This window comes from Capnocytophaga granulosa ATCC 51502 (assembly GCF_000411115.1).
Taxonomy (GTDB): Bacteria; Bacteroidota; Bacteroidia; order Flavobacteriales; family Flavobacteriaceae; genus Capnocytophaga; species Capnocytophaga granulosa.
Genome location: NZ_KE150242.1, coordinates 893,177 through 913,138, shown reverse-complemented (window position 1 = coordinate 913,138; position 19,962 = coordinate 893,177). Strand labels below are relative to the sequence as shown.

Genomic DNA, 19,962 nt, shown 5'->3' with positions numbered 1-19,962 from the left:
AATTGCCATTAGCCCCTACACCTGCTCATGCTAATTTTTCGCAAACCATTTCTGTTTGACTATATAATCACAAATAGCCTAAAAACGACTTGCGAAACTTAAATAACGTGAGTTCGATATAACGAAAGCTCCCACAGATTTTCACGGATTTCACAGATTTTCTATGTTTGTGTAATTGTGCTGTTGCGATTTACACAGATTTTTATAAGGCCAAAGGCCTTATTTATCCGTGGAAATTAAGGAGTTATACTTAGTTGTTGTATCATTCTCTCCGTGAAAATCCGTGGAATCTGTGGGAGAAAAATATAATTTACGTCGAACTCACGTTAAATAGTGTAATTGATTTTGCGAAGAATGAGTTAATTAACAATTAACAATTAACAATTGACAATTAATTTCGTACTTTTGCACGTTTGTAAAGTTCAATCCATGATCAAGATAAAAACAAGAGAACAAATAGAGATTATGTACGAGAGTGCCCAGGTGGTCTCTCGCACCTTAGGCATGTTGGCCAAGGAAATAAAACCTGGTGTAACTACCTTATATTTAGACAAATTGGCAGAGGATTATATCCGCTCTCAGGGGGCTAAGCCTGGTTTTTTGGGCTTATATGATTTTCCTAATACACTCTGTGTGAGTCCCAATGCTCAGGTAGTACATGGGATTCCTAACAACAAGCCTTTGAAGGAAGGGGATATTATCTCCATAGACTGTGGGGCACTGAAGAATGGTTACTATGGTGACCATGCTTATACGTTCCCTGTAGGGGAGGTAAGCGCTGAGGTGGCACAACTGCTAAAGGTAACCAAGGAATCGCTCTATATGGGTATTCGTGAGTTTAAGCTCGGCAATAGGGTAGAGGATGTAGGCTATGCCATACAGACCTATTGCGAAAAGCATGGCTATGGAGTAGTACGTGAGCTGGTAGGGCATGGGGTAGGAACCAAAATGCACGAAGACCCTGAAATGCCTAACTATGGCAAGCGAGGTCGCGGAAAGAAGTTTGTTGAGGGTATGGTGGTAGCTATAGAACCGATGATCAATATGGGGACTAAGAACATCAACCAATTGCGTGATGGCTGGACGATTCTCACCCGCGATGGTAAGCCATCGGCACACTTTGAGCATGATGTAGCACTGGTAGAGGGCAAGCCTAAGTTGCTTTCTACTTTCAAGTATATCTATGAGGCGCTGGGTATCCAGAGCCATGAGGAGGACGAATTTTTGTATAAATAATGCGGCTGATTAAGACGATACTCAATACAATTCCACGCCCTTGGCTTATTCGTGCCAGCTATTGGGTGCGGCCACTCTTGGCGTTTTATTACAAGGGTGATCGCTATACGGATCCGATAGATGGGCGTAGCTTCCGCACTTTTCTGCCCTATGGCTATGGCAAGGTGCGTGAGGGGGTACTCTCACCCTCTACGCTTTCGCTGGAGCGACATAGGTTGTTGTGGCTGTATCTCAAGCGGAAAACAGATTTCTTTTCTGCACCACTGAGGGTGTTGCATATCGCCCCAGAACAGGCTTTTTATAAGCGGTTTAGGCAGCAGGCCAATTTGGAGTATATCACCTCCGACCTATATTCGCCCTTGGCTGATGTGAAAGCGGATATCTGTGCCTTACCGTTTGAGAATGAGCAGTTTGATGTGGTTCTCTGCAACCATGTCTTAGAGCATATCCCCGATGATACGCAGGCCATGCGAGAGCTCTACCGAGTGCTCAAGAAAGGCGGTTGGGGGATCTTCCAAGTACCCCAAGAGATAGAGCGGGCAGAGACCTTTGCCGATGATTCTATTACCGACCCCAAGGAGCGGGCGCGTATTTTTGGACAATATGACCATGTGCGGATCTATGGTATGGATTACTTTGACAAATTGCGAAGTATAGGCTTTTCGGTATTGCCCTTGCCCTGCACGGAGGTCGCCACTGCCGAGGAAATAGAAAAATACAGATTGGTAAAAAATGAAATACTCCCTATCTGCTCTAAGTAGTAGGGAGTATTTTTATAGGTAGAGGCGCAATTTATTGCGTCTTTTTTATGTGAAGAAAACAATGAGCAGCTGGGCGACCATAATACGCATAAAGGTAGTAAGTGGATATATACTGGCGTAGGTGAGCGCAGGTACATCAGAGCCTGTCATGTCGTTGGCAAAAGCCAAAGCAGGAGGGTCGGTGGAGGCACCTGCCAAAAGCCCACAAGTCTCTAAGTAGTTGAGCTTACCCCTCCAGCGAGAGAGCCAAGCGGTAACCACGAGCGGTACTAAGGTGATAATAGCACCTAGTCCCATCCAGAAGAAGCCATCGCCCTCGGTAAGGGTACTGATAAAGCTCTTACCTGCATCTAAGCCTACACTGGCCAAGAAGAGGACGATTCCTATTTCACGAATCATCAGGTTGGCACTCTGGGACACATAGTGAGTAACCGAAAGGCGTCCGCCATAACGGCTGATGAGAATAGCCACGATCAGCGGCCCGCCTGCCAACCCTAATTTCACAGGGACAGGTACTCCTGGGATATGGAAAGGAATACTGCCGACTAAGACCCCTAAGGTGATCCCTAAGAAGAGTTCGGCTATATGAGGAGTGCTTAGGCGTTTCTTGGAGTTACCAAATTCTTTGGTAGCAATCTTTAGTTGCTCTTCGCTACCTACGACAGTAATGGTATCACCAAATTGTAACTTGGTATCAGGAGAGGCAACAAACTCCATCCCTGCTCTATACACACGAGTAACTGTAACTCCAAAACGTTCGTATATATTCATTTCGGATAGTTTCTTAGTGTAAGCCTCTTTTTGGGTTACATTGATACGACGAGAGATGAGTTTTTTATTCTTAGTATCCTCAGGGAAGTATTCTTCGGTCTTAACGGATGCTCCGATGAGGTTGCTGAGTTTTTCGCTATATTGCTTATCTACGACAAAAAGAATGATGTCCCCTTTGTCCAAGGTGATATGGTCATTGGCCAAAATCACTTCTCCTTTTTTGAAGATACGAGAGCAGATAAAGTTGAAGTCTAAAGTCTTGTGAATGGCACTGAGTTTTTTGCCAAAAAGAGCCGGGTTTTCTAGCTCAAAGGCTACTCGTACAATGGTGGAATGCTCTCCACGATGGCGGAAACTGTGTAGTCGCTTTTCGGCTTCTATATTAATCTTGGCGAAGGCTTTCATGCCGAGCATCGCAAGAATAATCCCCAATACCCCAAAGGGATAAGCTACCGCATAGCCAGTGGAGAGTACCGAGTCGGATACAGTAGCGCCTAAATCGCTTAGTGTAGCCTGAGCGGCTCCCAGTCCAGGGGTGTTGGTAACAGCCCCGGACATGATCCCTACCATAGTAGGCATGTCAATTCCTGTGAGATAGTGAATGGCAATCACTGTGAGCATACATAGCGATACGGCCAATACTGCCAAGGCGTTGAACTTAATCCCTTCCCGCTGGAAGGAGGCAAAGAAACCAGGGCCTACTTGTAGTCCTATTGTATAGACAAATAGGATCAGTCCGAATTCCTTTATAAAATGTTGTACTTCACCATTGATAGTGAAGCCAAAATGAGAGGCCGCAATACCTGTGAAAAGCACACAAGCAATACCGAAGGAAATCCCCCCGATGCGGACTTTTCCCAGCGCTACCCCTGCGGCAATGACAATACTATAGATGATCACCGTATAGGCCACACTCTCATGGTTGGTCATTAAGTTATAAAACCAGTCCATAAATACAATTGTTAATTGTTAATGGTTAATTATTAATAAGTTGATGAGTCAAATTGTTAATTAATCATTTGGTAGTTCCTTAATTTTTGGGATTTAGGGAATAAACAATTAACAATTGACAATTATTGTTAGTCTCCCTTTTCTTTAGACAAAAATCCTTTGTCTAAGCTATTGACATCTAAGGCATTGGCAATAAGCTCCTCGTTTTCAGCTCTTCTTCTGTATATGTCTATAGCGGTATAGACAGCTTGGCGGAAGGAGCTTTCGTCGGCGATACCTTTGTCAGCGATCGCATAAGCGGTACCATGGTCAGGGGAGGTGCGTACTTTAGAAAGTCCAGCGGTGAAGTTGACCCCCTTGCCGAAGGACATCATCTTGAAAGGAATGAGTCCCTGGTCGTGGTAAGGGGCGATGATTCCGTCAAAGTGCTTATAGTCAGAGACAAAGAAGCTATCAGCACTGTAAGTACCGAAGACTAAGATGCCTTCTTTGTAGAGCTTTTGTACCACAGGGTGTATGATTCTCTCTTCCTCATTGCCTATAACGCCTTGGTCTCCGCAGTGAGGATTGATACCCAAGACGGCTATTTTAGGGCGAATAATGCCAAAATCCATACGCAAGGAGGCCTCCATAAGGCGGATTTTTTTCTCTACTAGGGCTGGAGTTATATGCTTTACGACATCTTTGAGGGGTACATGGTCAGTGAGTAGTCCCACACGTAGCTCGTCCGATACCATGAACATCAGGCTATCACCTGCTAGCTCTTGTGCTAAGTAGTCGGTATGTCCAGGGAAGTGAAAACTCTCGGATTGGATATTTTTCTTGTTGATAGGAGCGGTTACTAGTACATCTACCGCGCCATCCTTCAGTGCAGCCACTGCTGCTGTGAGAGAGTCCAAAGCACACTGACCACTCTCAGGGGTAGGGGTGCCCAACTGGATAGTGGGAAGCTCCCGCCATATATTCATGACATTGAGTTTGTGGTCAATAATAGAGTTCAGGTGCACGATACCATTGTAGGTGAAATCAATGCCAAATTGTTTTTTCCCAAAAGCAATGACTTTGTTCGAGGCAAAGAGCACAGGCGTACAGAAGTCCAACATGCGTTCATCGGCAAAGGTCTTCATTACCACTTCCAAACCTACTCCATTGAGATCCCCTATGGAAACTCCTATACGAATATTTGTTTTTTCGGCCATTTTTTTGTTAATTTGCAGCGTATTTCAGCGTACGCGTTTTGAGGTGCAAAAATACGTAATTTTATTGAAAATGTTTACAGGAATTGTTGAAAAAATTGGTAGCGTGGCAAAAATAACTTCCCAAGGGAAGAACCGCCACTTTTTTATAGAAAGCGAGCTTGCCGCTGCGCTTAAGATAGACCAGAGTGTAGCACACAACGGGGTATGCCTTACTGTAGTAGGGATTGAGGACAATATATACGAGGTGGTAGCTATAGATGAAACCCTTCGAAAGACCGCCTTAGGCTCTTGGCAGGTAGGAGACAAGGTCAATCTCGAACGAGCTATGAAGCTCGGCGACCGATTGGATGGGCATATTGTACAGGGACATGTGGATCAGGTGGGCATTTGCCATGCTATTGAGGACGCCGAGGGCAGCCGTGTCTTTACCTTTCACTACGATCCTTCCTTGGGGAATATGACCATAGAAAAAGGCTCTATTACTGTCAATGGGGTGAGCCTTACGGTGGTAGGTTCACGAAAAGGAGCCTTCTCCGTAGCGGTGATTCCTTACACCTATGAGCATACTTGTTTTCATACCCTTGGGGTAGGGGACAAGGTCAATTTGGAATTTGACGTCATAGGTAAGTATGTCTTGGCCAAGGTGGGGGCTTTAGAACTTAAAATCTAATGGTTATGAAAAAGGTGTGTATGAGTTTGTTTTTCCTACTCTTCTCAGGGGCTATGGTGGCACAAGATGGTCTTTTTATGGGCTTGGGAGTAGGGGCAGCGTTCCCTTTGGGGGAAAATCAGCAGGCGGGGGTTATGCTAAACCCTGTATCGGTGAGCCTACAGCTGGGACATGAAGGGAGTTTTTTGGGGCTTACCGCAGGCTTTTTAATAGCTTCAAAAAGCCAATATCCTGTCCACTATCAGCGAGATACAGGAGAGAAAAAATACGTCTATGACTATACGAAAGGAACGTTTTCCTCCGCTCCTCTCTATGAGCATTTTACCTCCGAGAAGAATAGCCTCTCAGGCGTATTTGTCCTTTTGGAATATACGCATCCTTTTTGGGAGAATGAGCAGTATCACCTTGGTGGCTTGGTTTCCATAGGAGGCTGTGGGGTGAGTTTCACGCCCAAGGATGAGGGACTAAAGGATAGAAAAGACTTGGATAAGAACGAGAAAACACGTATGGTCTTTGCCTTAGGCGTACAGAATACCTTTGAGCTAGAGCGACATATTATACAACTGAGCCTTCAGTATTTCCTGCAAAACCCAACCCTATCAGGTGTAACACCTTCTCTTAAAGGTAATTATTTCCTGATGAGAGTAACCTTTTCAGGAAGATGGTGGAGCTAATGACTAATGACCAGTGACTAATGACAAACGACTAATGACCAATGACTAATGACCAATGACTAATGACTAATAACTAATAACTAATAACTAATAACTAACCACTATTCACTATTCACTCTTAACTTAAAAAGCATGACAAATCAAATTCCCCAAGAATGGAACGCTTACAGAAGCTGGATTGATGACAACCCAGCTGTGTTCCGATTGAACTTAGCCCTTGATGAAGTAGCACCTATAGAGGGTTTTTCCTATTGTGTAAGGATTACTATAGAGCTGAAAAATCCTGATGAAAATGGCTTTTCTACCAATGAACGTCCCCAAATCTATGCCATAGAGGACCAAATACTACGCCCCTTGCAGTCGGATAAGGATATATTGGTAGCGGTGCTTACTGCGCGGGGCGAAGTTACTTGGTATTTTTATTCTAAGGCACCTGAGGCCTTACAAGAACGCTTAAGTGCTACTTGGGATACTAGCATGGGTTACACCTATCAGGTGGAGTGTTCCGAGGATAAGCAATGGAATTTCTTCCTAAAAGGCTTGTATCCTAATATTTATGAAAAGCAGACCATCTATAATCGTGAGATACTTTCCACTTGTCAAGAAAATGATGACCAAGTGGAGGTACCACGTCCCATAGAACATTGGCTTTATTTTGATACAGAGCAGGATATGCTTAGTGCTATAGAAAAAGCAGCAGCTTTGGGCTTTACCGTGTATAGTAGTGAAAAAATAGTGCCAGAGGAGGGCAAGGAGGTGCAGGAGGACTTGGGCTATTGTCTGATTCTCTCCAAGGAAAATACGCCTATCGATATAGATGGAGATACTTGGGATTTGATAGATATCGCCTTGGATACCCATGGTGGCTATGATGGCTGGGAAACAATTTTAGTAAAAGAAAAATCAAATTAATTATACCAAATCAAATGAAAAAGATTATTTATATTCTGGTAGCATCATTGCTTGTAAGTTGTAATTTTTTCAAATCTTCTTCTCCTGAAAAGACAGAAGAACCTCCTATCATAACAGAAGATGAAGTAATACAAGAGGATACAGAAGATGATTATATCCCTAATATTCCTGATGGGGTGAGCGATATTGTCTTCAAAAGGGAGAAGGGGGAGGCAATCCTTATGGGGGATACCATTGCTACCTATGATAAAAAAGGGAAATTCTTGGAGTATCGCATGGATCTGGATCGGAAGTTTGTTACGATCAAGTCTATTTCGGAGCTGATGTATAATGATACTCAAGAATATTGTGATGAGTATCATTTTGTAAAGGCCGAATTACCCAATGGAGAACCTCTTATTTTAGACGGAAGGCGTGTTTATAAGCTCCAAGAGAAGCCTTTTGAAAAAGTTTTCGATGCTTCACAGGCAATTCGGATTTATCGTACAGAATATTATGGACAACCTATCTTTACAGATGAACTTACAGGGTGTGGCTCTCCTTTTGACCCTGTAGTATTAGTCTCCATAGATGGCTTTAAGGGCTTGGTTACTTTGGAGAAAAATGATTTCGCTCTTGAAGCCTTTGGGTATGACCATCCATCAAGAAAAAAAGTGGATTTTTTAGAATTTTGTAATGACGAGGGTTGCGGAGAGAAAGTACTTAATGCAGCACTAACTTCAGATGGAATTGTGCTTAAAATGCATAGAAATTTCCAAGATGGCTATACTAATTACAAGATACTTTTGACCAAAGAAGAACAAGGGTATAAGGCTACTTACTTAGACTACCCAGAGCCTTCCTATGAGGAATAAAATATAAGTATATCCTAATCAATGCATCAAGATACTAAACAAAAAAAACTCCAACAACATAAGAACCTTGCCTTAGGTCTCTTACTACTGATGTTAGTGCTCTATATAACAGCGGTCATTTGCCAGCGCAAAGCCCCCCAGTGGAGTTGGGTGGGCTATCTGAAGGCTTTTTCGGAGGCGGCTATGGTGGGAGCACTGGCGGACTGGTTTGCCGTAGTAGCACTCTTTAGACGTCCTATGGGGCTGAATATTCCGCATACCAACCTGATTGAGGCCAGAAAGAATGATATAGGCGAGAACTTAGGAGCCTTTGTGGTGGAAAACTTTCTAAAATCCCAGCAAATACGCCCTTATATCACCAAGATTAAGCCTTCCTCTTTTGTTTTGGATTGGCTTTCTAAGGAAAACACTTCTGCCCAGCTGACAGCTTTTATAGAAAGCTATCCACTTCATACCAAAGCCAGTACGCTTTTGGTACAATTCTTGAAAGAACATAAGCATGAGGGTTTACTCTCCGAGGCGCTTAAGAAAGTAGCCACTTATCTTGATACGCATCGCCAGATATTGGAGCGACAGATTGATGACCAGTTCCCTATGCTTGTCCCCGCCTTTATCAGAGAAGCAATAGCTGAAAAGGTAGCCGAAGGGCTTTATCAATATATACTCAAAATGGCACAAGAGCCCTCCCATCCTGTCCGAGAGGAGATTACAGGGGAGCTTTATAACTTTGCGCAAAGACTGGATACCCCCCAATGGCAGCAGCAACTAACGGCTTTGCTCCAAAAGGGAATCGCGCACCTTACCGAGGAGCTACGAGCCAATACGGCGCTACAATCTCAGATAGATACTTGGTTGCAGAAGATTGCCTATCAGTTTGTTCTAAGAAATAAGCAGGAGGTAGGTCGCCTTATTTCCGCTACGGTAGCGCAGTGGGAGGGGCGTCAGCTGAGTGAGAAATTGGAATTGGAGGTGGGCAAGGACTTACAATTTATTCGTGTCAATGGTACTTTAGTGGGGGGATTGGTAGGTTTGATAATTTACTTTATCACACAGCTTTTCTAAAAGCTAAATTTTGACTATCTTTGCACCCTGAAAAAGAGTCTTATATGAATTTTGAATTACTATCTACAGATGCCGCCACTCATGCCCGTGCAGGGCGTATCACTACCGACCATGGCGTGATAGAAACCCCTATCTTTATGCCTGTGGGTACAGTGGCCTCTGTCAAGGGAGTACAACAGAGAGAACTGTCCGAGGATATCTGTGCGGATATTATCCTTGGAAATACCTATCACCTCTACCTGCGCCCGACCACTTCTATACTGGAGCAGGCAGGGGGCTTACATAAGTTTATGCACTGGGACAGAAATATCCTTACCGATAGCGGGGGATATCAAGTATATTCTTTTTCCAGCACCCGAAAGATAAAGGAAGAAGGCGTGCGATTCAAAAGCCATATTGACGGCTCTTATCACTTTTTTTCTCCTGAAAAATCTATGGAAATTCAGCGCAGCATAGGGGCTGATATTATTATGGCCTTTGACGAATGTACGCCCTATCCTTGCGAATATCCCTATGCCAAGCGCTCTATGCACATGACGCATCGTTGGCTGGATCGTTGTATAAATTACTTGCAAGAGAATGCGCCTAAGTATGGCTACAACCAGTCTCTTTTTCCTATTGTACAAGGATCTGTATATGCTGACTTGCGCCGTGCCTCTGCCGAATATATCGCCTCCAAAGGGGCTGATGGAAATGCTATAGGAGGGCTCTCGGTAGGAGAACCAGCTGAGAAGATGTATGAGATTACCGAGCTGGTCTGCGATATTCTCCCCAAGGATAAGCCTCGATACCTTATGGGAGTGGGTACACCTATCAATATCTTGGAGAATATTGCCTTGGGCGTGGATATGTTTGACTGTGTGATGCCAACCCGCAATGCACGCAATGGGATGCTCTTTACCGCTCATGGTACCATTAATATAAAAAATAAAAAGTGGGAAAACGATTTTTCACCTATCGATGAAAATGGTTATACCTTTGTAGATACTTACTATACCAAGGCTTACCTGCGCCATCTCTTTGCCGCTGAGGAGTCCTTAGGTAAGCAAATTGCCTCCATTCACAACTTAGGTTTCTACCTTTGGCTGGTGCGTGAGGCAAGAAAGCATATTTTGCAAGGCGATTTCTCCCAGTGGAAAAACCAAATGGTCCGCCAGATGAATAACCGTTTGTAATCTCAGCGAAACTTTACTCAAGGAATGAAAATAATTGACCGATACATACTCAAGCGTTATTTCCTGACGTACTCCGCCCTCTTCCTGATGTTTATTCCCATCGGGATTTTGGTGGATTTCGCCGAGAAAAACCAGAAGATGACAGAGAACAATGCCCCCACTGAGGCGATTTTGAAGTATTATGCCAACTTTGTGGTGCATTTTGCCAATATTCTTTATCCGATCTTCCTCTTCCTCTCGGTGATATGGTTCACCTCCAAGCTGGCCGAGAAGACGGAGATTGTAGCTATGCTTAGTTCGGGGATTTCCTACAACCGTTTCTTGCGCCCTTATTTCTTTGGGGCAACCATACTTTCGGCTTTCGTACTAGTGATGGGAATGTTTGTGGTGCCTTACTCCAGTGGGGTGTACAATGAGTTCTATGGGACTTATCTCTCCCCTGGCTTGTATTCTAAAGGGAATAACCTCTTTAACCAGATTAATGACAACGAATATATCTATGTCAGTGACTTTGATGCTAATAAGAATGAAGGAGATAACTTTGTCTTAGAGCGTTTCAAGGGTCTTACCCTAACCGACAAGATTACGGCTTCCACCATTAAGTGGGTAGAGAAGGATAGTATAAAGACCTATGAGCTCTATAATTATACCCATCGCAAGGTAGGGGAGCTGGACGATATCTATGAGCAGGCCTATCAGAAGGATACCTTGCTCAACTTCAAAACTACCGACCTACTCCCGATAGAATACGCCGCTGAGACGAAGAATTTCTTTGAGCTAAACAAGTTTATCGCTCAGGAGCGCCAAAAGGGTTCGCCTAATATTCGCATCTATGAGCTGGTGTATTACCGCCGTTGGGCAGCGATATTCAACGTATTTATATTGACAGTCATAGGAGTTGCGGTTTCCTCGGTCAAGAAGCGAGGCGGTATGGGAGTCAATCTGGCCTTTGGGGTGCTCATAGGGTTCTCTTACGTGTTCTTTGAGCGTGTCTTTGGGATCATGGCGGAGAAGTCAGGGATTACCCCCCTTATGGCGGTGATTATCCCCAATGTGATGTTTGCTCTTTTGGCAGTTTATATGATACGAAAATCAAGGAGGTAGGTTATGAAAAACTATGTATTATTTCTCATAGGTATCTTATGTACTTCGTGCTTGGTTTCACGAATGGCAAGACCCATTATCACAGGGCGGGTATTGGATTACTATGGGAATCCTATTGCGCAATGTCAGGTAGGAGAGGTCATGACCGATAAGCAAGGATATTTCAGACTTCCTGAGCGAAGGTATCACGAATTTACTTTTATTGGTTTTGAGGCACCTGCTGTACATGTAAGTGAGCAGGTTAGTAAGGAAGGTTACGAGTCCGATATGATTGTGATGTGGGATCGCTATGGTGGTGGAGCCTCTAAAGGAACTGTTTGGACTGCAAATGATATCTATCTAAGGCGTGTAGGAGAAAAAACATCTCTGAGGGAGGTGATGGACAATGTGGAAAGACAAGTCGTCTATACAGAAGACGGTCAGCTTATGGGTTTTCTTTGTACAGACACAAGAGATATTCCTTCCACACTTAGGGTAAATGATAGGTGGAAAATGTTTGATAGTATAAAAGAAGTAGTATATTATAATCAGCAGAGGGCATACTATGTGGCGACCAAAATGCTTTTTGATAAAGGCGAATTGTGCTTCTTAGAATATCTTGATGACCAAATGACCAAGGATACGACCTATTATGGACGATATGAGTTTCTTTCGGATAGTATCGTACAAATAGAAATGAATCACCCAAAAGTAAGTGGGAAATACCATGCAGAGGATTTTGATAAATATTTCTTTAGCCTTAAAAAAATCAACTAACGACTAATAAATAATAAAATATAAAAAAATGAATTTACTAAAAGGAAAAACTGCGATTATTACCGGAGGTAGCCGCGGTATAGGAGCAGGAATTGTAAAAGCCTTTGTAGAACAAGGGGCTAATGTAGCTTTTACTTTCTATGGAACTGCTCCTGAAGAGGCTGAAGCCGAGATACAAGAACTAAAAAACAAAGGAGTTAAAATAAAGTCTTATCAGAGCAATGCTGCTGACTTTGAGGCATGCGAAGAGCTAGTTAACAAGGTATTAGAGGACTTTGGTGGTATTGATATATTGGTTAACAATGCGGGAATTACCAAGGATAATCTGCTTATGCGTATGAGTGAAGCAGATTTTGACAAAGTAATCGCCGTAAACCTCAAGTCTATCTTCAATATGACCAAGGCGGTACAGAAGGTATTCCTTAAGCAACGTTCAGGTAATATTATCAATATGAGTAGCGTGGTAGGGGTACAGGGAAATGCTGGTCAGGCTAACTATGCTGCTTCTAAGGCAGGTATCTTGGGCTTTACCAAGTCGGTAGCCTTGGAGTTGGGTTCTCGTAATATCCGTTGCAATGCTATTGCCCCAGGTTTTATAGAAACTGAAATGACCGCCAAGCTCTCTCCAGAGGTAGTACAAGGCTGGCGCGATACCATTCCTCTTAAGCGTGGCGGAACCGCTCAGGATATTGCCAACGCTTGTGTATTCTTGGCCTCCGATATGAGCTCTTACATTACAGGACAGGTGCTCCGTATAGATGGAGGTATGATCACCGCCTAAGAAATAAAAACATTTGCAGTTATAAATGGCTAAGTAACTGCAAATGTTTTTTAACTAATATTGTTAATAACTTTGTTTTGTCAATCGCAAAAATAGCCGTACTTTTACCCTCTGAAAAAATAATAAGATATTATGGGCAAAATCATAGCTGTAGCCAACCAAAAAGGAGGGGTCGGAAAGACTACCTCTTCTATTAATTTAGCGGCTGCTTTAGGGGTTTTGGAAAAAAAGGTACTCCTGATAGATGCCGACCCTCAGGCCAATGCTACCTCTGGATTGGGAATAGATGTAGAGGGTGTAGAGCGTGGAACCTACGAGGTCTTGGAACATTCCGTGGAGGCCGAAGGTACCATAGTCCCTACCAACTCGCCTAACTTAGACCTAATTGCTGCACATATAGACCTGGTGGCTATCGAAATAGAATTGGTGGATAAGCCCCGCCGTGAGTATATGCTCAAGGAGGCTCTAGCACCGATTAAGGACAGATATGACTATATCATTATAGATTGTGCGCCCTCTCTGGGACTGCTCACTCTTAACGCACTTACTGCTGCCGATTCGGTGATTATCCCTATCCAATGTGAGTATTTTGCTCTCGAAGGATTAGGCAAGCTTCTCAATACCATCAAAAGTGTACAGAAAATCCATAATCCAGCCTTGGATATAGAAGGACTGCTCTTGACTATGTACGATGCACGCCTAAGACTCTCCAACCAAGTGGTGGAAGAGGTGCAGAAACATTTCAGTGAGATGGTTTTTGAAACTATTATTCAGCGAAATATCCGCCTTAGTGAGGCTCCCAGCTTTGGGGAAACTATCATTAGTTATGATGCAGCCAGCAAGGGCGCGGCCAACTATATCAGCTTAGCAGAAGAAATTATTAAAAAGAATACGAAGGCATAGCATGGGAAAGTTAAACAAAGGACAACGATTGGGGCGTGGCTTAGGGGCCTTGCTCCCTGCTGAGGATATACAATCGGCCTCCGATACCAATGCAGATAAGCTCATCGGTAATGTACTGGAACTACCCTTAGACCAGATTACCGAAAACCCTTATCAGCCACGTACCGTCTTTAGCGAGGAAGCCCTTAGTGAATTGGCGTCTTCTATCAAGGAATTAGGGGTTATTCAGCCCATTACGGTTAGAAAAATAGATACCCAAAAGTACGAGCTTATCTCTGGGGAACGCCGCTGGAGAGCAGCCAAAATGGCGGGACTTACTTCTATTCCTGCCTTTATACGTATTGCCAATGACGAGGAATCGCTCATGATGGCATTGGTGGAAAATATCCAACGACAAGACCTAGACCCTATCGAGGTAGCGCTAAGCTACAATCGTATGATTGAGGAGCTGAGCCTTACCCAAGAGCAGATGAGTGAAAAGGTGGGTAAGAAACGCTCTACCATTACCAATTATCTACGCCTTTTGAAGTTGGACCCTATTATACAAACAGGGATTCGTGACGGCTTTATCTCCATGGGGCACGGACGCGCGCTGATCAATATTGAGGATAAGGAGCAACAATTGGAACTCTATAACCGTATCGTTGCCCAAGACCTCTCCGTACGCGATACCGAGCAGGCTGTACAACAGCTCAAGAATCCACAAAAGGTGGCGGTAATCCCTCCCAAACAAGAGCCTAAGAGCAAGGAAGCACCTGCACCACTGCCGTCTTTCGTTGCCGAGCGTCTCGAAGGACTACGCCAGCGCTTTGGCAAGCACTTTGCAGTGAAAATAGATAAGTCGGGTAAGGGAAAGATAGAAATTCCTTTCCAAACAGAAGAGGAATTAGAACGTATACAAAAAATTCTACACGGTGAGGCTTAGCTTTTACATACTGATAACGATACTCTTGGCCTCTAGGGCTTGGGCGCAATCCGATACCTTATCGGTAAAGGAGCCCCCCCCTGTGGTGGTTGCCGATAAGGTGGTCACTCCTACTTGGAATACCGATCCACTTTCTCCAGCACGAGCAGCTTTTTACTCGGCAATTATTCCAGGACTGGGGCAGGCCTATAACAAGAGTTATTGGAAAATCCCTATTGTATATTTGGCCATAGGGATTCCTACTTATCTGTATATAGAGAACGACAAGGAGCTAAACCGCTATCGGGATGCCTACAAGAGTCGTCTGGATGGGCGTACCGACGATGAGTTCTACCCTGGCCGTCAGGACGGAGTACCACGCTTAAGCACCGATGCGCTCCGCCGTGCCCAAAATCTCTACCGAAGAAATAAGGAAATGGCTATGCTCTTTGCCATAGGCTTCTATGCGCTTAATATCATTGAGGCCAATGTAGATGCTCACCTCAAACAATTCAATGTCGATGAAAATCTTTCCTTAGAACCATTCATGTATCAGAATTACTTTAATAATAGCCCCTGTATAGGACTCTCACTAACCTATAAACTTAGATAGTGACCAATGACCAATGACCAATGACTAGTGACTAACGACTAGTGACTAATGACTAATGACTAATGACTAGTGACTGACCACTAACGACTAACCACTATTGACTATTAACAATTAACAATTATAAAAAATGAAGAAGTTACTACTTAGTATCATTATTCTTTCGTTTGCTTTGCCATTACAAGCGCAGGTAAGAAAAGTGCGTCCGAGGATTATGCCTCCTATTATTCAGGTAAAAGAGGTGGATTTTAGTAAAAACGAACTGAGTTATACCTTTGAGAAGTTAAAACTCCAGAATGAACGCTGGTATAAGTTCAACTCAGTGGGGCTTAACATGAGTGAGGTAGCGTATTCCAACTGGAATGCAGGGGGGGTAAATTCCATTACCTTCCTAGCCGATGTAAAATTTCGCCGTCGTTACTTGGTAAAAAATTATTTCTGGGATAACGAACTGGTGGCCAACTATGGAATCAACGCCCAAAAAGGAGAAAGCCTTAGAAAAACTGATGACCAAGTTACCTTTACTTCTTCCTATGGTTATCGTACAGGCTTTAGGGATTGGTATTATTCGGCCAAGCTGACTTTCAACACCCAGTTCAGCGATGGTTACGACGACCCAAGAGAGGCAGACGATGAGCCAATCTCTCGTTTTATGGCACCAGGTTATCTGTATATAAGTATTGGTGCGGAGTATGCACCACAGAATGGTAAAACAGCCCTTTTCGTCTCTCCGCTTACCTTGAAATCTACCTTTGTTATGGATCAGAAATTGGCTGATAAAGGTTCTTTCGGTCTGCCTATAGCCGAATATGATAATACAGGTAGGCTCATAAAACACTCCCCTCGCAGCCTTACCAGAGTCGGTTTCTTGGTATCAGGCAAGCATGAAATGGATATCTATGAGAATGTCAAGATGACCAACCAAGCCTCCTTATATACCCAGTATGACAAGAGTTTCGGTAATATAGATATAGACTGGCAAATGTCTATAGACATGAAGATTAATAGTTTCCTACAAGCACGTATCGGTACTCACCTGAAGTATGATGATGATATCAAATTTAAAGAAGAAATATTGCCCAATGGTGCGAAACACTTATACAGCCCACGAGTACAGTTCAAACAGATATTGGGTATAGGGATCAAATACACCTTCTAAGCCCTATACCATGAATAAATCAGCGGCAATACCATCACTGAGAAATAATCCTGCATCAGTGGTGATCAGATGATTTTCATTGTTTAACAATAGGCCTTTCTCTATATAGGGAAAGGCTTCTTTGATTAAGTAGTTCAGATACTCTTGGCCAAAATCGGCTTGGATCTTCTCCAAGGAGATGCCTTTGCGTATCCTAAGCCCAGTCATAATACGTTCGTTATAGCGGTCTTTCTCTGATAGGATTTCCTGCTCTTGGGGGAGAATACCCTGAGCTATTTGGCGTATATACTTTATGTTATGAGCTATGTTCCACATACGTGCTTGCCCATTGTAGCTATGTGCCGAAGGGCCTATTCCCATATAGGGTTTTTGCTCCCAATAGGCGGTATTGTTTTGGCTAAAATAGCCTTGCTTACCGAAATTAGAGAGTTCATAATGTACAAAGCCTGCTTGCTCTAAGCGTTCCTTGAGTAAGTAAAAGTGCTGGCGGGCTTGTCCGTCATCGGTAGGAGGCATCTTGCCTTTCTGGATAAACTGGTATAAGGCGGTACGAGGCTCTACCGTAAGAGCATAGGCCGAAAGATGAGGTATCCCGAAGGAAAGCGCCCGCTCTATATTCGAGCGCCAGCGCTGCTGAGTCATATGGGGAATCCCGTAGATAAGGTCTATAGTGGTATTGGCAAATAGAGGAACGGCTTGTTCTAAAAAAGCAGTGGCCTGCACAGCACTATGTGCCCGATTCATCAGCTGTAAGTCTTCTTCATAGAAGGATTGTACCCCCACACTAAGGCGGTTAATGCCCAATTCTTTTAACTGAGCTAAGGAAAGCTCGCTATTGGGGCGAGAAAAATCATCAGGATTGACCTCTATAGTGATTTCAGCCCCTTCATTGACTTTGTAATGCTGGTAGATAGTAGCAAATAACTCGCTTAGCTCTGCAAAAGTCAATACAGAAGGGGTGCCTCCGCCCAAATAGATGGTCTGTAGGGGAGTGGTAGCCTCCGCTTTTCTTAGTTCCAGTTCCTTGCATAAGGCCTTGACCATCTCTTCTTTGTGCTTTAGGGTCGTGGAGAAGTGGAAATCACAGTAATGGCAGGCCTGTCGGCAAAAAGGAATATGTATATAGAGGCTATACATGGCTCAAGAAATTCTGTTTTCGTTTTGCTTGACAAAGGCCTCCCAAGAGGAGTAACTTTGTTGCTTTTCGGCCTTTCCGCCATTGAAAAAGTGGCAGACAGCTACGGCCAGCCCATCGGTGGCATCAAGGTGAGAGGGGAGCTCTTTGAATTTGAGCAACTGCTGCAACATCTTGGCTACCTGTTCCTTGGAGGCATTTCCATTGCCAGTGATGGCCATCTTCACTTTCTTGGGTTCGTATTCGGTAATAGGCAGATCGCGAGCCAGTCCCGCCGCCATAGCTACTCCTTGAGCACGCCCCAGTTTAAGCATGGATTGTACATTCTTTCCGAAAAAGGGGGCTTCTATGGCCAACTCGTCAGGGTGATAGGTGTCTATAAGCTCGGTGGTACGCTCGAATATGTGCTTGAGCTTGAGGTAGTGATTGTCATACTTGCTCAGTAAGAGTTCATTCATCTGAACAAAACGCATCTGGTTCTTCACTACCTCTATGATACCAAAGCCCATAACGGTCGTACCAGGGTCTACCCCTAAGATGATTTTTTCTATAACCACTTTCCTCTCTTTTAGCAAGATACTTGTAAGACCTCCATATCTCCCTTAAGGCTGATTTGCTTACAGCAGGCAGGTACCAATACAGTCTGCCCTTTTTCCAAAGGCAGTTCCATATCCCCATATTGTAGACTGCCCTTACCAGCAACCCCCATATAGATATGGAAAGATTCTCCTGAAAGGGTCAGGGGCATCTCTTGGTTAATTTTCAAATAATCTGTAGTAAAATAAGGTGATACCACAGCAGGATTAACGGTGTTTTCCGCCTTGGTATAGGTCTTGCGAAAATCATCTTTCTGCTCAAAATCAATAGCGTCCAAGGCAAGTTCTGTATGTAGTTCTCGGTAATTACCATTTTTGTCCTTGCGGTCAAAGTCATATACGCGGTAAGTGATGTCGCTGGTCTGTTGGATTTCAGCTAATAAGACTCCAGCTCCTATGGCGTGGATTTTCCCCGCTGGGATAAAGAACATATCCCCATGTTTTACCTTTTCAAAATGAAGTAGTTGGCTAAGGGTCTTGTCAGCCAAGTGGGCTTGGTACTCCTCTCGGCTCACGTTTTTATTGAAACCTATAATGATAGAAGCATCTGTATCTGCCTCCATGATATACCACATCTCAGTTTTTCCAAAGGAGTTATGGCGGGCTTTGGCCAAAGCATCATCGGGGTGTACTTGTATGGAGAGGTCTTGAGCGGCATCTATGAACTTGATAAGCAGTGGGAAGTCTGTCCCAAATCGCTTATATACGGCACGGCCTAAGAGTGCTTCAGGTGCTTGCTCTATGAGTGCCTGTAGGGAAGTACCCTTTAGAGTACCATTGCTAATGACAGAAACATCTCCTTTTACTGTAGAGACTTCCCAACTTTCCCCTATAAGAGGTTGATGGATAGGCTTATGGAGTTCCTTCTCAAGTTTCTCTCCGCCCCAAATACGTTCCTTAAAGATAGGGGCAAAGCTAAGTGGATATAGGTTCATTGGTATCAATATTTGAAAGCACAAAAGTACAATTTTTTTTAGAATTACAAGCAGTCTTAGGAGTGTTCTATATATTGGCTATTTTTGTTATTTATCTGTTAATCATGAGAGGTTTGGTTATAAATAAAAGGATAAATTTTATCTTTGTACCTTATAGAAAAGCTGTATAAAATGAAAAAAGGAATATGGATACTTTTATTTTTGTATGTCTGTCTCCCTCTAAGGGCACAGAATTCTAAAGAGTTGATAGAGATATTACTTGATTTCTGTCAGCAGGTAACCCAAGAAGAGCCTTCAGAGGAAAAGATATATGCTATTTTTCAAAGTATATCCCCTGAAAAGAAATATCTTCTTCTTGAGGAAAAGAAAAGCAGCTTTGCAGGATTCACCCAAGAAAAAGTAGCTTATATAGATCTGGATAAGGAAAAATATGATAATAATGCCAAGCTAATATCTTATAAGAGAGCAGCTGAGTACGCATACACCTTAGACCTATCCCTCCATAGTCCCTATAGTATCAAAGCTGGAAAAGTGAGCTATGAAAAGGCTATATATCCTATCTCTTTTCCTGAGCTAACAGAGAAGTTGGGGAGTGTTTTCTATGATCCTATTTTCCAACCCAAGGATACCAAAATGAGTAACTATATTTATCAGAATCCCCAGACACACAAGAAAGTAGTATTTTCTATACTATCCTATAACCCGCCTGAGGTACCCTATAATATCATATATCGCATTGAGATAGAGGACATTCGTTTCTTTGATGAAGCCTCCTTGAGAAAAGGTAAGTTTTACATGAAAGAAAAGGACTAAA

The 19,962-nt window shown here is 43.4% G+C and carries 21 protein-coding genes; 16 read left to right on the top strand and 5 right to left on the bottom strand.

What is annotated here, in order from left to right:
• Nucleotides 1-429: 429 nt before the first annotated feature.
• Complete coding sequence (map, locus tag HMPREF9331_RS04095) at nt 430-1,236, top strand: type I methionyl aminopeptidase (protein ID WP_016419866.1); 807 nt, start codon at nt 430-432, stop codon at nt 1,234-1,236.
• The gene (locus HMPREF9331_RS04090) at nt 1,236-1,997 is read left to right on the top strand and encodes a class I SAM-dependent methyltransferase (protein WP_009642910.1); all 762 of its coding nucleotides are present in this window, start codon (nt 1,236-1,238) and stop codon (nt 1,995-1,997) included. Before map ends, HMPREF9331_RS04090 begins: the two co-directional genes overlap by 1 nt.
• A 45-nt stretch (nt 1,998-2,042) precedes the next feature.
• Here HMPREF9331_RS04090 and HMPREF9331_RS04085 read toward each other — a convergent pair whose 3' ends face one another.
• A complete protein-coding gene (locus HMPREF9331_RS04085) occupies nt 2,043-3,719 on the bottom strand; it encodes a putative transporter (protein ID WP_016419865.1) in 1,677 nt (558 codons plus the stop codon).
• A 128-nt stretch (nt 3,720-3,847) separates the two neighbouring features.
• Nucleotides 3,848-4,918 carry a 4-hydroxythreonine-4-phosphate dehydrogenase PdxA gene (pdxA, locus tag HMPREF9331_RS04080; protein WP_016419864.1) on the bottom strand — a complete coding sequence of 357 codons (1,071 nt, stop codon included), beginning with the start codon at nt 4,916-4,918 and terminating at the stop codon, nt 3,848-3,850.
• Nucleotides 4,919-4,988: 70 nt separating this feature from the next.
• On the opposite strand from pdxA, the gene HMPREF9331_RS04075 reads away from it, so the two are divergent.
• The 13 genes from HMPREF9331_RS04075 (at nt 4,989) to HMPREF9331_RS04015 (ending at nt 16,482) form a co-directional block, all read left to right on the top strand.
• Nucleotides 4,989-5,588: a riboflavin synthase gene (locus HMPREF9331_RS04075; RefSeq protein WP_016419863.1), complete on the top strand. Its 600-nt coding sequence runs from the start codon at nt 4,989-4,991 to the stop codon at nt 5,586-5,588.
• Between the two features lie 5 nt (nt 5,589-5,593).
• The gene (locus HMPREF9331_RS04070; RefSeq protein WP_016419862.1) at nt 5,594-6,262 is read left to right on the top strand and encodes a hypothetical protein; all 669 of its coding nucleotides are present in this window, start codon (nt 5,594-5,596) and stop codon (nt 6,260-6,262) included.
• A 132-nt stretch (nt 6,263-6,394) separates the two neighbouring features.
• Nucleotides 6,395-7,174 (top strand): DUF695 domain-containing protein, encoded by a 780-nt coding sequence (locus tag HMPREF9331_RS04065; RefSeq protein WP_016419861.1) that lies wholly within the window; start codon nt 6,395-6,397, stop codon nt 7,172-7,174.
• A 14-nt stretch (nt 7,175-7,188) separates the two neighbouring features.
• Complete coding sequence (locus tag HMPREF9331_RS04060) at nt 7,189-8,028, top strand: hypothetical protein (protein WP_016419860.1); 840 nt, start codon at nt 7,189-7,191, stop codon at nt 8,026-8,028.
• A 21-nt stretch (nt 8,029-8,049) separates the two neighbouring features.
• On the top strand, nt 8,050-9,090 hold the full coding sequence (locus tag HMPREF9331_RS04055; RefSeq protein ID WP_016419859.1) for a DUF445 domain-containing protein: 1,041 nt from the start codon (nt 8,050-8,052) through the stop codon (nt 9,088-9,090).
• Between the two features lie 44 nt (nt 9,091-9,134).
• On the top strand, nt 9,135-10,265 hold the full coding sequence (gene tgt, locus HMPREF9331_RS04050) for a tRNA guanosine(34) transglycosylase Tgt (RefSeq protein WP_040356943.1): 1,131 nt from the start codon (nt 9,135-9,137) through the stop codon (nt 10,263-10,265).
• Between the two features lie 24 nt (nt 10,266-10,289).
• A complete protein-coding gene (locus HMPREF9331_RS04045) occupies nt 10,290-11,369 on the top strand; it encodes an LptF/LptG family permease (protein ID WP_016419857.1) in 1,080 nt (359 codons plus the stop codon).
• Nucleotides 11,370-11,432: 63 nt separating this feature from the next.
• Entirely contained in the window at nt 11,433-12,125 is a 693-nt protein-coding gene (locus HMPREF9331_RS04040; RefSeq protein WP_040357014.1) for a carboxypeptidase-like regulatory domain-containing protein, read from the top strand.
• Nucleotides 12,126-12,153: 28 nt separating this feature from the next.
• A complete protein-coding gene (fabG, locus tag HMPREF9331_RS04035; RefSeq protein ID WP_016419855.1) occupies nt 12,154-12,906 on the top strand; it encodes a 3-oxoacyl-[acyl-carrier-protein] reductase in 753 nt (250 codons plus the stop codon).
• Nucleotides 12,907-13,038: 132 nt separating this feature from the next.
• On the top strand, nt 13,039-13,809 hold the full coding sequence (locus tag HMPREF9331_RS04030; RefSeq protein WP_009642911.1) for a ParA family protein: 771 nt from the start codon (nt 13,039-13,041) through the stop codon (nt 13,807-13,809).
• 1 nt (nt 13,810) lies between these two features.
• A complete protein-coding gene (locus HMPREF9331_RS04025) occupies nt 13,811-14,734 on the top strand; it encodes a ParB/RepB/Spo0J family partition protein (protein WP_009642921.1) in 924 nt (307 codons plus the stop codon).
• Complete coding sequence (locus HMPREF9331_RS04020) at nt 14,724-15,326, top strand: DUF5683 domain-containing protein (protein ID WP_016419854.1); 603 nt, start codon at nt 14,724-14,726, stop codon at nt 15,324-15,326. Before HMPREF9331_RS04025 ends, HMPREF9331_RS04020 begins: the two co-directional genes overlap by 11 nt.
• Nucleotides 15,327-15,453: 127 nt before the next feature.
• Nucleotides 15,454-16,482, top strand: coding sequence for a DUF3078 domain-containing protein (locus tag HMPREF9331_RS04015; RefSeq protein WP_016419853.1), 1,029 nt, complete (start codon nt 15,454-15,456; stop codon nt 16,480-16,482).
• Nucleotides 16,483-16,485: 3 nt separating this feature from the next.
• On the opposite strand, the gene hemW is transcribed toward HMPREF9331_RS04015, so the two are convergent.
• From hemW to HMPREF9331_RS04000, 3 genes are read right to left on the bottom strand one after another with little or no spacing between them, the layout of a single operon-like run.
• Nucleotides 16,486-17,619, bottom strand: a complete 1,134-nt coding sequence (gene hemW, locus HMPREF9331_RS04010; RefSeq protein WP_040356940.1) for a radical SAM family heme chaperone HemW — start codon at nt 17,617-17,619, stop codon at nt 16,486-16,488.
• A 3-nt stretch (nt 17,620-17,622) separates the two neighbouring features.
• Nucleotides 17,623-18,168 carry a crossover junction endodeoxyribonuclease RuvC gene (gene ruvC, locus HMPREF9331_RS04005; RefSeq protein ID WP_034567511.1) on the bottom strand — a complete coding sequence of 182 codons (546 nt, stop codon included), beginning with the start codon at nt 18,166-18,168 and terminating at the stop codon, nt 17,623-17,625.
• 17 nt (nt 18,169-18,185) lie between these two features.
• Nucleotides 18,186-19,148: a type I phosphomannose isomerase catalytic subunit gene (locus HMPREF9331_RS04000; protein WP_016419850.1), complete on the bottom strand. Its 963-nt coding sequence runs from the start codon at nt 19,146-19,148 to the stop codon at nt 18,186-18,188.
• A gap of 171 nt (nt 19,149-19,319) precedes the next feature.
• Between HMPREF9331_RS04000 and HMPREF9331_RS03995 the strand changes: the two genes are divergently transcribed.
• Nucleotides 19,320-19,961, top strand: coding sequence for a hypothetical protein (locus HMPREF9331_RS03995; RefSeq protein ID WP_016419849.1), 642 nt, complete (start codon nt 19,320-19,322; stop codon nt 19,959-19,961).
• Nucleotide 19,962: the final 1 nt, after the last annotated feature.

Excerpts from the sequence above, each read along its gene's own strand:
- map (WP_016419866.1), top strand. The coding sequence starts at position 430 with ATGATCAAGATAAAAACAAGAGAACAAATAGAGATTATGTACGAGAGT.
- HMPREF9331_RS04090 (WP_009642910.1), top strand. The coding sequence starts at position 1,236 with ATGCGGCTGATTAAGACGATACTCAATACAATTCCACGCCCTTGGCTT.
- HMPREF9331_RS04085 (WP_016419865.1), bottom strand. The coding sequence starts at position 3,719 with ATGGACTGGTTTTATAACTTAATGACCAACCATGAGAGTGTGGCCTAT.
- pdxA (WP_016419864.1), bottom strand. The coding sequence starts at position 4,918 with ATGGCCGAAAAAACAAATATTCGTATAGGAGTTTCCATAGGGGATCTC.
- HMPREF9331_RS04075 (WP_016419863.1), top strand. The coding sequence starts at position 4,989 with ATGTTTACAGGAATTGTTGAAAAAATTGGTAGCGTGGCAAAAATAACT.
- HMPREF9331_RS04070 (WP_016419862.1), top strand. The coding sequence starts at position 5,594 with ATGAAAAAGGTGTGTATGAGTTTGTTTTTCCTACTCTTCTCAGGGGCT.
- HMPREF9331_RS04065 (WP_016419861.1), top strand. The coding sequence starts at position 6,395 with ATGACAAATCAAATTCCCCAAGAATGGAACGCTTACAGAAGCTGGATT.
- HMPREF9331_RS04060 (WP_016419860.1), top strand. The coding sequence starts at position 7,189 with ATGAAAAAGATTATTTATATTCTGGTAGCATCATTGCTTGTAAGTTGT.
- HMPREF9331_RS04055 (WP_016419859.1), top strand. The coding sequence starts at position 8,050 with ATGCATCAAGATACTAAACAAAAAAAACTCCAACAACATAAGAACCTT.
- tgt (WP_040356943.1), top strand. The coding sequence starts at position 9,135 with ATGAATTTTGAATTACTATCTACAGATGCCGCCACTCATGCCCGTGCA.
- HMPREF9331_RS04045 (WP_016419857.1), top strand. The coding sequence starts at position 10,290 with ATGAAAATAATTGACCGATACATACTCAAGCGTTATTTCCTGACGTAC.
- HMPREF9331_RS04040 (WP_040357014.1), top strand. The coding sequence starts at position 11,433 with ATGGCAAGACCCATTATCACAGGGCGGGTATTGGATTACTATGGGAAT.
- fabG (WP_016419855.1), top strand. The coding sequence starts at position 12,154 with ATGAATTTACTAAAAGGAAAAACTGCGATTATTACCGGAGGTAGCCGC.
- HMPREF9331_RS04030 (WP_009642911.1), top strand. The coding sequence starts at position 13,039 with ATGGGCAAAATCATAGCTGTAGCCAACCAAAAAGGAGGGGTCGGAAAG.
- HMPREF9331_RS04025 (WP_009642921.1), top strand. The coding sequence starts at position 13,811 with ATGGGAAAGTTAAACAAAGGACAACGATTGGGGCGTGGCTTAGGGGCC.
- HMPREF9331_RS04015 (WP_016419853.1), top strand. The coding sequence starts at position 15,454 with ATGAAGAAGTTACTACTTAGTATCATTATTCTTTCGTTTGCTTTGCCA.
- hemW (WP_040356940.1), bottom strand. The coding sequence starts at position 17,619 with ATGTATAGCCTCTATATACATATTCCTTTTTGCCGACAGGCCTGCCAT.
- HMPREF9331_RS04000 (WP_016419850.1), bottom strand. The coding sequence starts at position 19,148 with ATGAACCTATATCCACTTAGCTTTGCCCCTATCTTTAAGGAACGTATT.
- HMPREF9331_RS03995 (WP_016419849.1), top strand. The coding sequence starts at position 19,320 with ATGAAAAAAGGAATATGGATACTTTTATTTTTGTATGTCTGTCTCCCT.